The 13,118-nt window shown below is 61.6% G+C and carries 9 protein-coding genes and 2 riboswitches; of the genes, 3 read left to right on the top strand and 6 right to left on the bottom strand.

Annotated features, from left to right (window positions below):
- Positions 1-50: 50 nt before the first annotated feature.
- Positions 51-164, bottom strand: a riboswitch (guanidine-I (ykkC/yxkD leader).
- Positions 165-360: 196 nt separating this feature from the next.
- Positions 361-1,392 carry an alpha/beta fold hydrolase gene (locus tag KZO34_RS07635; protein WP_219475298.1) on the bottom strand — a complete coding sequence of 344 codons (1,032 nt, stop codon included), beginning with the start codon at positions 1,390-1,392 and terminating at the stop codon, positions 361-363.
- 159 nt (positions 1,393-1,551) lie between these two features.
- On the opposite strand from KZO34_RS07635, the gene glnT reads away from it, so the two are divergent.
- Together glnT and KZO34_RS07625 are read left to right on the top strand one after the other, a co-directional pair.
- The gene (gene glnT, locus KZO34_RS07630; RefSeq protein ID WP_219475295.1) at positions 1,552-2,910 is read left to right on the top strand and encodes a type III glutamate--ammonia ligase; all 1,359 of its coding nucleotides are present in this window, start codon (positions 1,552-1,554) and stop codon (positions 2,908-2,910) included.
- A gap of 164 nt (positions 2,911-3,074) precedes the next feature.
- On the top strand, positions 3,075-3,944 hold the full coding sequence (locus KZO34_RS07625; RefSeq protein ID WP_219475292.1) for a bile acid:sodium symporter family protein: 870 nt from the start codon (positions 3,075-3,077) through the stop codon (positions 3,942-3,944).
- Here KZO34_RS07625 and KZO34_RS07620 read toward each other — a convergent pair.
- The 5 genes from KZO34_RS07620 to KZO34_RS07600 all read right to left on the bottom strand — a co-directional run bounded on the left by KZO34_RS07620 (position 3,924) and on the right by KZO34_RS07600 (position 10,912).
- Positions 3,924-4,538: a TetR family transcriptional regulator gene (locus KZO34_RS07620; protein WP_219475290.1), complete on the bottom strand. Its 615-nt coding sequence runs from the start codon at positions 4,536-4,538 to the stop codon at positions 3,924-3,926. The two genes, KZO34_RS07625 and KZO34_RS07620, sit on opposite strands and share 21 nt — an antisense overlap.
- Before the next feature lie 221 nt (positions 4,539-4,759).
- Complete coding sequence (locus KZO34_RS07615; protein ID WP_219475288.1) at positions 4,760-5,827, bottom strand: putative urea ABC transporter substrate-binding protein; 1,068 nt, start codon at positions 5,825-5,827, stop codon at positions 4,760-4,762.
- Between the two features lie 83 nt (positions 5,828-5,910).
- Positions 5,911-9,537: an urea carboxylase gene (gene uca, locus KZO34_RS07610; RefSeq protein ID WP_219475286.1), complete on the bottom strand. Its 3,627-nt coding sequence runs from the start codon at positions 9,535-9,537 to the stop codon at positions 5,911-5,913.
- Entirely contained in the window at positions 9,528-10,166 is a 639-nt protein-coding gene (locus KZO34_RS07605) for an urea amidolyase associated protein UAAP2 (RefSeq protein WP_219475284.1), read from the bottom strand. The genes uca and KZO34_RS07605 overlap by 10 nt, the downstream gene beginning before the upstream one ends.
- Before the next feature lie 17 nt (positions 10,167-10,183).
- On the bottom strand, positions 10,184-10,912 hold the full coding sequence (locus KZO34_RS07600) for an urea amidolyase associated protein UAAP1 (protein WP_219475281.1): 729 nt from the start codon (positions 10,910-10,912) through the stop codon (positions 10,184-10,186).
- A gap of 60 nt (positions 10,913-10,972) precedes the next feature.
- Positions 10,973-11,088: riboswitch (guanidine-I (ykkC/yxkD leader) on the bottom strand.
- Between the two features lie 333 nt (positions 11,089-11,421).
- Between KZO34_RS07600 and exaC the strand changes: the two genes are divergently transcribed.
- A complete protein-coding gene (gene exaC / locus KZO34_RS07595) occupies positions 11,422-12,942 on the top strand; it encodes an acetaldehyde dehydrogenase ExaC (protein ID WP_219475279.1) in 1,521 nt (506 codons plus the stop codon).
- The last annotated feature ends 176 nt before the right edge of the window (positions 12,943-13,118 follow it).

The following is a 13,118-nucleotide window of genomic DNA, read 5'->3' as shown; positions in this document are numbered from 1 at the left end:
TCACACAACACGGCACGGTCATCGCAGATCAGGCAATTGCGTGCGATTCTGTCTCCCGGGCTTTTGTCCCGCCGTGTAACCTCCCAGAGGTCGGTAACTCTCGGACCAGCCACCCGGGCTGATGGTGGATTTCTGCCCGGATCGGAACCCTAGTCACCCATTGTGTCCGTTGTACTTGCCGCACGGTCTGCGGTGTTCTGTGAATGGCTGCTGTGAACGGATAAGGGTTTGGTAAACCGTCAGTGTTTGCCGTTGCAGACTGCGTGCCAGCTTCCCCGAACCGCAATAACTGGTACCTGCCGCCATCGGGCTGGCTGGAGCGTGGCACCAATTCAGGGCGTCGAGGATACCTGTGCACTGTTAACGCTCCTGCCGGGCCAGCAGTGACCGGGCCGCCTGCAGGATCTGACGGTGGCTGGCAGCCTCGCGACCGGAACCGCCGGCGATATGGCCCCAATCCGATGACAACGTCTGCACCCGGGCCCCGGGCATGCCCCGGGCGTCGGCGATGGCATCCTCCTCGGTGAAATAGAGGTCAGTGGCCGATGGCATCATGACCGTGGGCATGGTGATGTTGGATAGCGCCGCGGTGATGTCACCCGCATAGATCGGGTTGTCGGCAAGGTTGCCCCGTTGCCAGGTGTCCAGGGTGGTCAGCAGGTTGTTGGCGTCCTGGGCCAGATGGTCCTGTTCCCAACACTGCAACAGGTGCTCAATGGACTCGAAGCCGGCCTCTCGCCAACGCTGATGACGGAAGAAGGCCTGGGAGTACGCCCAGCCGGCATATACCCGGGCAAACGCACGGAGCCCGCGAACCGGCGGCTCCTGGTAGTGGCCGTCCCGGAAGTCCTGATCACAGGTCAGGGCCGCTTTCACGCCCTCCAGGAAAACGCGATTGTGGGGACAACAGCGGGCCGTACAGCAGGTGGCAAGGACCGCATCCACCCGGTCCGGAAACAGACTGCCCCACTGTAACGCCTGCATGCCGCCCATGGACCAGCCCATCACCAGGGCCAGGCGGGCCCCACCGAACACGTCATCCACAAGACGCTTCTGAAGCTGCACGTTGTCGTACAGGCTGACTCGGGGAAATCGGTGCCCACCCAGGGCACCGAAGGTGTTGGACGGGGACGAGGACTCACCGGCCCCCAGCAAGGAAGGAATCACGATGCAGTATCGGTCCGGGTCCAGCGGGCTGCCCGCTCCAACCCAGGGGTGATTGCCCGCCGCCGCACCACCGTAGTACGTCGGCAACAGGATCAGGTTATCTTTTGGTGCGTTCAGTTCCCCGATCTGGTGGTAATGCAGCCGTGCCGCGGCCAGAGTTTCGCCGCTCGAAAGACCCAGATCGCCCGCCTCAAAATCCTCGATAATCCACTGTTTTGTTGACATTTATTCTTCGCCTCCGGCTTCGGCTCTGAAGTGGGTCGGTCCTGCCTCAGGCCTCTTTACATACATGCTGGCATGTAAGTTGAATATGGGTTTTGTAGAAAGAAACGTGCCAGAAATCCATTGATCGACCCGGACAGCCGGGTCAAGTGAGGAATCATCATGACCGACCTGACCGACACCAAATCTCTGCAAAAATCGCTCGCCGACGCGGGCGTTAAGTACGCCATTGCCAGCTACGTGGACATCCATGGGGTGACCAAAGGCAAATTTGTGCCATTAGCCCACCTGGGGCAGATGATGGAAGGCTCTGAACTTTACACGGGCGCGGCGCTGGACGGCGTGCCCCAGGACATCTCTGACGACGAAGTGGCGTCCATGCCAGACGCCAGCGGTGTTGCAGTCTGCCCATGGAACCGTCAGCTGGCCTGGTTTCCGGGCAACCTGTACCTGAATGGCGCGCCGTTTGAAGCCTGTTCCCGAAACATTTTCCGGCGTCAGTTGAGCGCTGCCGAAGACATGGGTTACCGCTTTAATCTGGGGATAGAAACCGAGTTTTTCCTGTTCCGGGATACGGAGGACGGCGGCTTTGCGCCGCTCAGTGACCGCGACAACCTGGGCAAGCCCTGTTACGACCCCCGTACCCTGATGGACAACCTGCCGATCATGGACGAACTGGTGGACGCCATGAACGAGCTGGGGTGGGATGTCTATTCGTTCGACCACGAAGACGCCAACGGCCAGTTCGAAACCGATTTCAAGTATGCCGACGGCCTGACCATGGCGGATCGCCTGGTGTTCTTCCGGATGATGGCCAATGAAATCGCCCGCAAGCACGGTGCTTTTGCCAGCTTCATGCCCAAGCCTTTCGCCGACCGTACCGGCAGCGGCGCCCACTACAATATGTCCCTGGCCGACCTCAAAACCGGTGAAAACCTGTTTGAACCCCGAGGCGATGACCTGCACGACTGCGGCATCAGCAAGATCGCCTACCACTTCATTGCCGGCGTCCTGAAACACGGCGCGGCCATCAGCGCGGTCATCGCTCCCACGGTGAACAGCTACAAGCGGCTGGTGCGTCAGGGCAGCATGTCCGGCTCCACCTGGGCGCCGGTGTTCATGTGTTACGGCTCCAACAACCGCACCAACATGATCCGCATTCCCGGCATGGGTGGCCGCATCGAATGTCGGGCCGCAGACATTGCCTGCAACCCGTATCTGGGGGGTGCCCTGATTTTAGCCGCAGGCCTCGAGGGGATTCGTGACGGTCTGGATGCCGGTGCTCCGCACCATGAGAACATGTACAACTACAGCGATGCCGACATTGCCGCGCAGGGCATTGAATACCTGCCCCGGGACCTGGGTGAGGCGATCGAGGCGTTCGAAGCGGATCCACTGGCGAAGGAGGTGTTCGGTGAGGCAATGTTCAACAGCTTCATCGAGTTCAAGCGGGGCGAGTGGGAAAGTTACCAGAACCACGTTTCGTCCTGGGAAGTTGAACGTTACCTGAAAATGTTCTGATTGCTGCGGGTGGATGGAAATCCGGGGCGACCAGGGTCGCCCCAACAGAATTCCGCCCGCAAGACTGTCAACTCTTTTACATTCTGGAGGCGATCTTTCGACTAGACTGCAAGGTTCCTGTCATTGGGCAGGACTCACCAACAACAATAATCAGGAGACACAACGTGGAGTCCAGTCCGCTGATCTCGATCGGTCTGCCAGTTTCCCTGTTCATCATCATGGTTGGTATCGGCCTGACCCTCACCATCCGGGATTTTGGCCAGGTCACGAGGAATCCACGCAGCATCGTTGTTGGCACCGTGGCCCAGATCCTGCTGATGCCCCTGGTGGCCTTTGCCATCGCCGGCACACTGGGGCTGGCGCCGGCGCTTGCCGTGGGGCTGGTCATCATTGCCGCCTGCCCCGGCGGCACCACCTCGAACCTGTTTGTGCTGCTGGCCCGAGGCCACATTGCCCTGTCCATTCTGCTGACCGTCTCGGCCAGCCTGATTACCATCGTGACCTTGCCCTTCTTCACCAACTACGCGTTGCAGATGTATTTCGGCGAGGCCGCCAACATTTCCCTGCCGGTGGGCAAGACCATTGCCATGCTGGTGGTGATCGTGCTGCTGCCGGTGTCCATTGGCATGTTCATCCGCACCCGGGCGCCGGCCAAGGCGCAGAAAGCCGAGGGCATCGTCAGTATTTTTGGCGGCATTGTGCTGCTGTTACTGATCATCGCCCTGCTGTGGGGATCGCGGGAGCGGTTGCCTGAGCTGCTGTCGCAAGCAGGGCCGGCGGCGTTCCTGCTGAACCTGATTGGCGTTGCTGTGGGGCTGGGCGTCAGCCGCCTGGTGGGATTGTCGCAGCGGGAATCCCTGGCCATTGCCGTGGAGCTGGGCATCAAGAACGGTACCATCGCCCTAATGGTGGCCCTGACCCTGCTTGAATCCAGTGAGATGTCGATTCCGGCCGTGGTCTACAGCGTGCTGATGTACGGCTTTGGCTGCGTCCTGATTGCCATGGGCCGACGCCTAGTCCCGGCCCACCAGTAGCCGCCAGAACTGGCGCTGGAAGAACGGCGCCTGCTGTTTCAGCGAGAACAGCCGGGGAGAGAACAGCCAGGTCTGGGTGATGCCCATCAGGTAGGTATAACTCAGCAGTCCGAGGTCTTCCGGGGCTTCCTCCGTGGTTATCTGTCCATCCTTCTGTGCCTGCTCCACGAGCGTCTGAAACAGTGCAATGATTGACCGGGTCAGCTGCCGTTCCCGCTTCAGGGTCCGGTTCATCGCGTCGGTCAGTTCGGTCTTGTTCAGCAGGATCTCGAACGACTGCCGGTATTTCCGGTCGTTGGCAAGTAGCCCCAGCCAGCGTTCGATGAAATGGTTCATGGCATCGACGGGCCGGTTGTCCATGGCCTGGCACTCTGCCACCAGAGCCTCCAGCGGTTCCTGGGAATAGGCGAGCACCGCCTCGTACAGGTCGTCCTTGGTCTGGAAGTGCCAGTAGATCGGGCCCCGGCTGCAGCCGGCCTCTTTCGCAATTCGACTCAGGGTCGTGAGTGAATAGCCGTCTCGGCTGAACAGGGTCAGCGCAGCTTCAAGCACAGTCAGGCGGGTTTTTTCGGCGTCTTCCTTGGTACGGCGCATTGGTATCGAAAACTCTGTAACAACTGTGAGCTCTGAAGGTTGGTGCGGGGTGCCCTTTACGAAACTGTGCGGAGCCATGGATGGCGGAGCTCAAGCGTCACATGGACGTGCCGCAAGGAGCGTGTTTCGTAAAGGGCACCCCGCACCAACCCTCCCCAGGGCATGAAAAAGGGCACGAATATCGTGCCCTTCGGTGGTTGATCAGGCAAGTCCGGGCGAGCTTAAAGCTCGCCGTCCGCCGCCATCGCCATGTAGTCATCGTTGAAGCGCAACTTCACGTTGCCCTCGTCACCCATGACCGATCCGTCCGGAAACTCGATACCGACAAAGTCCGGGCTCATCGCGCCCTGGCCCAGCAGACCCTTGTCGAAGGAGAACTGGCGAACGCTGTCCATCGCGTCATGGGCTTCCTCGCTGTTGATGAAGTCCACCGACATCTGCGGCTCCCAGAACATCTTCATGCCGGCCAGCTGGGCTTCGTAGCCCGCCTGATCGGTACCGGACAGTTCACCCAGGAACGCACGGGCTTCCTGACCTTCCTCGCTGTCGGACGCCAGGATGCTCATGGTTTCATACCAGGCGCCGACCAGGGCCTTGCCCAGCTTCGGGTTGTCCGCGAGGGTTTCGGTGTTCACCAGGGTCAGATCCTTGATGTGGCCCGGGATCTCGCTGGAATCGAACAGTTTGGTGGCGTCCGGATAGGCTTCCACCTCTGCCAGCAGCGGGTTCCACGTCGCCACATGGCGGACGTCGTCGGTCTGGAACGCCGAGACCAGGTCGGCGTCGGAAATGTTCACCACGCTGATGTCACGCTCCTCCAGTCCGACGGTGTTCAGGGCCCGGACCAGCAGGTAGTGGGATACGGACAGCTCGACCAGGTGCACGGTTTCGCCTTCCAGCTCGGCAATGCCCGTGGCGTCCTTGGACACCAGACCGTCGTTGCCGTTGGAGTAGTCGCCGACAATCAGTGCGGTGGTGTCGACACCGGAGGCGGCAGGAATGGACAGGCCGTCCATGCTGGTGGCGACTACGCCGTCAAACTGGCCGGCGGTGAACTGGTTGATGGATTCGATGTAGTCGTTGACCTGCACGATGTCGACGTCGATGTCGTACTTGTCCGCCCACTTCTTCATGATTCCGTAGTCCTCGGCATACTGCCAGGGAACCCAGCCGGCGTAGATGGTCCAGGCGATGCTGAAGGAGTCTTTTTCCTGGGCCAGTGCACCCAGGGACAGGGAGGCCGTTACCAGACCGGCCGCAAGACGTTTGCTGAAGTCACGTTTTTTCATGGTGTCTCTCCTCGGGCCTTGCCCGTTGTTGCAGGGTTGGTGTTCTACGGTTGTTATCACTTGTTGCGTGGGTTGTTGGCATGTCACTCGGTTATGGCTTCCACGATCACCACCGGGGTGCCCGGTGAAACCGCCTGGCCCGCCTCCCGGCGTATCTCGACCACGCGGCCGCTGACGGGGCTCAGCAGTTCGATTTCCATTTTCATGGACTCGATGATTGCCACCGGCCGCTGGGCCTCGATGACGTCGCCGGCCTGCACCAGACACTCCCAGAGATTGCCGGCCACGTGGCTTTCCACCGCATGCTGACCGTCCGGGAGGTTGGTGATGTCGTCCTCGCCGGTGTCTTCCATGGGCGCTTCGGAACTGAAGTTGATCTGGCCGGATTCGATCCAGCGTTGCAGTTCCTCATCAAAGGCTCGCTGCCGCTGGCCGGTGAACGCCCGGATCTCATCGTCGTTGTCGGCGAGAAACTGTTCGTAGTCCCGGAGGTTGAAGCGGGTCTCCTCGACCCGGATCGGGTAATCGCCGTTGGGAAAGTCGCGCCGGATTCGCTGCAATTCCGTGGCGCTGACCTCGTAAAAGCGCACCTGGTCGAAGAACCGAAGCAGCCAGGGCTTGCCGTCTTCGAAGAACTCGGTGGTGCGGTAGCGGTTCCACATTTGCAGGGTGCGCCCCACAAACTGGTAGCCCCCGGGGCCTTCCATGCCATAGATGCACAGGTAGGCGCCGCCGATGCCAACGGAGTTTTCCGCGGTCCAGGTCCGGGCCGGGTTGTACTTGGTGGTGACCAGTCGATGCCGTGGGTCCAGGGGCGTGGCCACCGGCGCGCCTAGATAGACATCGCCCAGCCCCATCACCAGGTAGCTGGCCTCAAACAGGGTCTTCTTGACCTGGTCGATGCTGTCCAGGCCATTGATGCGCCGGATGAACTCCAGGTTGCTCGGGCACCAGGGGGCGTCCTTGCGCACCGACTGCATGTATTTGGCGATGGCGGTGTGGCAGGCCTCGTCATCCCAGGACAGGGGCAGGTGCACGATGCGGGCGGGAACGTCCCATTCAGGCTGCCGCTCCAGGTCCTGCTCGGCTGTGATCAGCAGCTCCAGCAGGGTCCCTTGTTCCAGTGCGCGGCTGTCGTAATGCACCTGCAGGGAACGGATGCCCGGCGTCAGCTCCAGAATGGCGGGATGGTTGTGGTCCCTGAGCCAGAGCATCAGCGCATGAGCCCGGAAGCGCAGGCGGATATCCAGCTCCATCGGCCCGTATTCCACCAGCACGTAGTTGTCGCCGGCGGCACGGTAGATCACGCCGGTTTCATGCTGTTCGGTGTCCAGTGAGGCCAGAATCGGGGTTTCCGGATGGATGGGTGTCACGGCAACGGGATGGGTGGAGAGCGTCTCCACCGATTGGTCCTGGGCTATGCGCAGGGCCACGGCCTGGTCCTGGCTGACCGGCACAAACCGGACCTTATCGCCGGCCTTGAGCTGACCCAGTTTCCAGAGGTCTGCGCTGATGACCGTGACCGGGCAGACGAATCCGCCCAGGCTGGGGCCGTCCGGGCCGAGAATCACCGGCATGTCCCCGGTGAAATCCACCGTGCCCACCGCGTAGGCGTTGTCGTGGATGTTGGAAGGATGCATGCCGGCTTCGCCCCCGTCGCTGCGGGCCCATTCGGGTTTTGGTCCGATCAGACGTACGCCGGTGCGACTGGAGTTGTAATGGATCTCCCAGTCGCTATCGAAAAAGGTGTCGATGTCCTGCCCGGTAAAATAGTCCGGCGCGCCATGGGGGCCATAGGTCACATGCAACTCCCAGGTCTTGCCGATGGTCGGTTTCAGGTCAACCGGCAGGGTCGTGGCCGCAACCGGAGCGGCGTCCGGCAGGGCAAGCACATCACCGGCCCGCAGGGCCCGACCACAATGGCCGCCAAACTGGCCCAGGGTGAAGGTGCTGCGGGAGGTCAGGTATTCCGGGCAGTCCAGTCCGCCCCGGAACAGGACGTAAGCCCGGGCGCCGTCTGCGGTGGTGGCGCCGAGCGTCAGTGTGGCACCGGCCGGCACCTCCACCACCTTCCAGAAGCCTACCGGCTCACCGTCCAGGCTGGCATTCAGCTCGGCGCCGGTCAGGACGATCTGGGTGGCCCGGTTGAAGACCAGGGTGGGTCCTTTCAGGGTGATCTCCAGGCCGGGAGCGCCGTCCTCATTGCCCAGTAGGCGGTTACCGAGCCGGAACGAATAGCTGTCGAACGGACCGGACGGCGGCACGCCGATTTCCCAGTAGCCGATCCGGCCGGGGTAATCCTGAATGGTGGTCAGGGTACCGCCACTGACGACGTCCACGGTCGCGGGGCGGTAGTCGAATTCGTTGAGCGTGCGAGTGAACAGCCGGCCTTCGACGAACCGCGGGTCGTCCAGGACCTGGCGAACGTAGGCCAGATTGGTTTCGATGCCGTACAGCTGGCTGTCGTCCAGCGCGGCGATCAGATGCTGGCGGGCGGAGTCGCGGTCCCGGTCGTGAACAATGACCTTGGCCAGCATGGGGTCGAACAATGGCGAGACCTCGGTGCCCGGCTGGATCCAGTGATCGACCCGCAGGCTGTCGTCGTCCGGCCAGTGGACATCGGTCAACAACCCGGCGCTGGGCTGGAAGTCCTTGTTGGGATCCTCGGCGTACAGCCGCGCCTGAATGGCGTGGCCAGAGGGTTTTAGATCGCCGGCCAGTGTCGACAGGTCGGGCAGGGTGCCCATGCCCAGTTGCACCATCCAGCGCACGATGTCGACGCCGTAGACCTGTTCCGTGACCCCGTGTTCCACCTGTAAGCGGGTGTTCACTTCGAGGAAGTAGAACTCGGCAGTGTCCGGATCGTAGATGAATTCCACGGTGCCGGCGCTGCGATAGGCGATACGCTCGCCAAGCTGGCGGGCAGTGGCGTGCATGCGCTCACGGACCGTCTCCGTCAGTCCCGGCGCCGGGGCCTCCTCAATCACCTTCTGGTTGCGGCGCTGGGCCGAGCAATCGCGCTCGCCCAGGGCGACGACCTGGCCCTGGCCATCACCGAACAGTTGCACCTCGATGTGGCGGGCGTGTTCGACAAATTTCTCCAGGAACACGCCGCTGTTGCTGAAGTTGTTCTGGCTCAGGCGCTGGACCGACTCGAAGCTGTTGCGCAGATCGTCCGCCCCGTAGCAGCGGGACATCCCGATACCGCCACCACCGGCGGTGCTCTTCAGCATCACCGGGTAGCCAATCTGTTCGGCGGCGGCCAGGGCGTCGTCGAGGTTCGAGAGCAGGGCGGTGCCCGGCAGTAGTGGTACGCCGGCGGCTTCCGCCAGAGCCCGGGCGGTGTGCTTCAGGCCAAACTGTTCCATCTGTTCCGCGGTGGGGCCGAGGAACACCACGCCCGCGGCCTCGCACCGGCGGGCAAACCCGGCGTTCTCGCTGAGAAAGCCGTAGCCCGGATGAATGGCGCCGGCCCCGCTCTCGACCACGATCTCAAACAGTTTGTCCTGGTCCAGGTAGGTGGTCGCCGCCGGGCCCTCGCCCAGTGGCCAGGCTTCGTCTGCCTGACGCACGTGCAGCGAGTCGGCATCGGCCTCGGCGTAGACCGCCACCGAGGTGATGCCCATGGCCCGCAGGGTCCGGATGATCCGGCAGGCGATGGCGCCGCGGTTGGCGATCAGGACTTTGTCGATGTGCCGGTTCAGCTCCATACCAGCACCTCGATGGGCGTCGGGTTGTAGGCGTTGCATGGGTTGTTCAACTGGGGGCAGTTGGAAATCATCACCAGTACATCCATTTCGGCCCGCAGTTCGACGTATTTGCCGGCGTCAGAGATGCCGTCGGCAAACGTCAGCCCGCCCTCGGCGGTGACCGGCACGTTCATGAAGAAGTTGATGTTGTGGGTGATGTCCCGCTTGGTCATGCCCAGCTCTTCATGCTCGGTGACCGCTACCAGCCAGCTGTCGCGGCAGGCGTGCATGCATTTCTTTTCCAGGGCATAGCGGGTGGTGTTGCTTTCGGCGGCACAGGCGCCCCCGAGGGTGTCGTGGCGGCCGCAGGTGTCGGCGGTGATCTCCAGCATCACGTTGTTTTCCGAGGACATCAGCTTCGAGCCGGCGGTCAGGTAGACGTTGCCCTGCTCCCGGATGGTGTCCACGGCGCTGTAGCGTTCGGTCGGGTTGTGGGCGTTGTAGAACAGGGTGTCGGCCGCCTGGTTACCCTCCAGGTCCAGAATGCGGACGGTTTCCCCGGCCTTGACCACCTTCAGGAAGTATTCCCCCGCCGGGACCGTCTCGCGGAAGCTGGCGGTTTCTGCGTTCAGTGCGCTTTCTCTAATCATGTCCGGCCTCCTCTGGATCAGGGCTGCATCAGGTGATACAGGGCGGTATTGGCGAAGGCGCGGGTGGCCTCCGGTGACGAGATCTTGCAGGGGTCGGCATCGGTCACCGGTGCAGCCCTGAACAGCTGGTAGCGCAGGGGATGGCTTGGGTACTCGGCGGCAGTGTTAAGGGGGTGCGGACAGGTGTGCAGCACCACGATGGTGTCCATCTCGAACCGCAGGTCCACGGTGGCGCCGGCGTGGGAGTGATCACTGACGTACGCCATGTTGCCGTCGTCGTCGGTTTGCATCTTGCTGAACCAGTTCAGGTTGGCGGTGAGGTCCTTCTTGCCGAGTCCGTATTTCGCCAACTCGTTCAGGAAGCTTGAGAAGCCATTGCGATGGTAGTGGTTGTGGGCTTCCTGATAGGTTTTCCGGCCCCAGCGCTGGGCCACCAGATCGGCGTTGCAGGTGCCGCTCACGGTGTCGTGCCAGCCCAGGTCATCGCGCACGATGGAGGCGAAGACCCGACCCATGTCGGACAGCAGCACGTGGCCTTTGGTCAGCAGGAAGGTGTGCTGGTTCTTCAGGGTGTCCGGCATGTTGTAGCGTTCGAGCGGATTCTCGGGGTTGTACATCAACATGCCGACATTGGTGCCGCCGGTTTCATCGATCAGGCGCAACACGTGGCCGCGGCGCATGATGAAGGACCAGTGGGATCCGCCGGGAATCAGATCGTCGTAGAGGGGGGTTGCGGTGTGCAACATAACCTTTTCCTCATGGCTGGGTGTGTTTCAACAACACGAGAGGCGTCAGTAACTGAACGATCCTCCCGGGCTTTTGTCCCGCCGTGTAGCCTTGGAAAAGGCCGTCAACTCTCGGACCAGTCGCCTGCATTCCCCGTTCGGGGCAAGGGCAGGCCGGAACCCTAGTTGACCATTTGTCAGATTGTCGCGCTTTGATTGTGGTTTCAGTAACCGACTTCTCGCTGCGTAACAAAGGCTTTGCAGTGTCTGTGCCAACCTCCCAACTACCTGTTTTTGCCCGATTTCATTGCGATTCGCCGGATTTGTGTGCGTCCTGTCGGGGCGTTTGCACCCTTGCGGTGCACGCCGGTGCTCAGGAGAGCCCGGCCGTCGGTCCCGGCAACTACTACCAAGGGAGGAGTTTTTCGCCCCCATCGAATCATTCACGTTCGTCTGGTTGGGGTCTACATTGAATGAGTAAGCGCGACAGGCCGCGTTGCCCGCGATAAACACAACAAGAGGTCGAGACCATGATCTACGCACAACCAGGAAAGGATGGCTCCGTCGTTTCTTTCAAATCCCGTTATGAGAACTACATCGGTGGCGAGTGGGTTGCCCCGGTGAAAGGACAGTATTTCGAGAACATCACCCCGGTGACCGGTGATGTGATCTGTGAGATTCCCCGCTCCACCGCCGAAGACATCGAAGTGGCGCTGGATGCCGCCCACAAGGCCGCACCGGCCTGGGGCAAAACCTCGGTACAGGAGCGCTCCAACATCCTCCTGAAAATTGCCGATCGTATTGAAGAGAACCTGGAGAAGCTGGCGGTTGCCGAGACCTGGGACAACGGTAAGGCGGTCCGTGAAACCCTGAATGCCGATATCCCACTGGCGGCCGATCACTTCCGCTACTTCGCCGGCTGCCTGCGTGCGCAGGAAGGCCACCTGGGCGAAATCGACGCCAACACCGTGGCCTACCATTTCCACGAGCCCCTGGGTGTAGTGGGCCAGATCATTCCCTGGAACTTCCCGCTGCTGATGGCGGCCTGGAAGCTGGGCCCGTGCCTGGCCGCCGGTAACTGCACCGTGCTCAAGCCGGCCGAGCAGACCCCGGCCAGTATCCTGGTGCTGATGGAAATCATCGGTGACCTGCTGCCGCCGGGCGTGCTCAACATCGTTAACGGCTACGGCATCGAAGCCGGTCAGGCCCTGGCCAGCAGCAAGCGCATCGCCAAGATTGCCTTCACCGGCTCCACCCCGGTCGGCTCCCACATCCTCAAGTGCGCCGCCGAGAACATCATTCCGTCGACTGTGGAGCTGGGTGGCAAGTCTCCCAACATCTACTTCTCTGATGTGATGAAGGCCGAGCCCGAATTCATTGACAAGTGCGTGGAAGGTCTGGTGCTGGCGTTCTTCAACCAGGGTGAAGTCTGTACCTGTCCGTCCCGGGCGCTGGTGCAGGAAGACATGTTCGAAGAGTTCATGCAGAAGGTGGTTCAGCGCACCAAGTCGATCAAGCGCGGTAACCCGCTGGATACCGACGTTCAGGTGGGTGCCCAGGCCAGCAAGGAGCAGTTCGACAAGATCATGTCCTACCTGGCCATCGGCAAGGAAGAGGGCGCCGTGGTGCTCACTGGCGGCGACCGCGAGGACCTGGGTGAGGAGTTCAACGACGGCTTCTACATCCAACCGACCCTGTTCAAGGGCGACAACAAAATGCGCGTGTTCCAGGAGGAAATCTTCGGACCGGTGGTGGGCGTGACCACATTCCGTACCGAGGAAGAGGCCCTGGCCATCGCCAACGACACCGAGTTCGGTCTGGGTGCCGGCGTCTGGACCCGTGACACCAACCTGGCTTACCGGATGGGCCGTAACATTCAGGCCGGTCGGGTCTGGATGAACTGCTACCACGCTTATCCGGCCCACGCCGCCTTCGGTGGCTACAAGAAATCCGGTGTTGGCCGCGAAACCCACAAGATGGCACTGGAGCATTACCAGCAGACCAAAAACATGCTGGTGAGCTACGACACCAACCCGCTGGGCTTCTTCTGATTGGTCACTGCGGTACGCGGGCCCTTCCACACGGGCCCGCATGTGAGTCTGCACAATGGATGTGCACCTTCCCGCTGCCGGCGTCTGGTCGGTGGCACTTCTGCGGAAGTTTTGGGTTTTCCGTCACTCTCTTTTGGCCCTTCCCAGGGCCTTTTTTTGTGGCCGGAAAGCCCGAT

The organism is Marinobacter sp. F4206, assembly GCF_019392195.1.
GTDB lineage: Bacteria > Pseudomonadota > Gammaproteobacteria > Pseudomonadales > Oleiphilaceae > Marinobacter.
The sequence above is the reverse complement of the archived record's forward strand: the minus strand, read 5'-3'. Positions and strand labels throughout refer to the sequence as shown.

Bases quoted from the DNA above. Each gene is read 5' to 3' on its own strand.
- KZO34_RS07635 (WP_219475298.1), bottom strand. From the start codon at position 1,392: ATGTCAACAAAACAGTGGATTATCGAGGATTTTGAGGCGGGCGATCTG.
- glnT (WP_219475295.1), top strand. From the start codon at position 1,552: ATGACCGACCTGACCGACACCAAATCTCTGCAAAAATCGCTCGCCGAC.
- KZO34_RS07620 (WP_219475290.1), bottom strand. From the start codon at position 4,538: ATGCGCCGTACCAAGGAAGACGCCGAAAAAACCCGCCTGACTGTGCTT.
- KZO34_RS07615 (WP_219475288.1), bottom strand. From the start codon at position 5,827: ATGAAAAAACGTGACTTCAGCAAACGTCTTGCGGCCGGTCTGGTAACG.
- uca (WP_219475286.1), bottom strand. From the start codon at position 9,537: ATGGAGCTGAACCGGCACATCGACAAAGTCCTGATCGCCAACCGCGGC.
- KZO34_RS07605 (WP_219475284.1), bottom strand. From the start codon at position 10,166: ATGATTAGAGAAAGCGCACTGAACGCAGAAACCGCCAGCTTCCGCGAG.
- KZO34_RS07600 (WP_219475281.1), bottom strand. From the start codon at position 10,912: ATGTTGCACACCGCAACCCCCCTCTACGACGATCTGATTCCCGGCGGA.
- exaC (WP_219475279.1), top strand. From the start codon at position 11,422: ATGATCTACGCACAACCAGGAAAGGATGGCTCCGTCGTTTCTTTCAAA.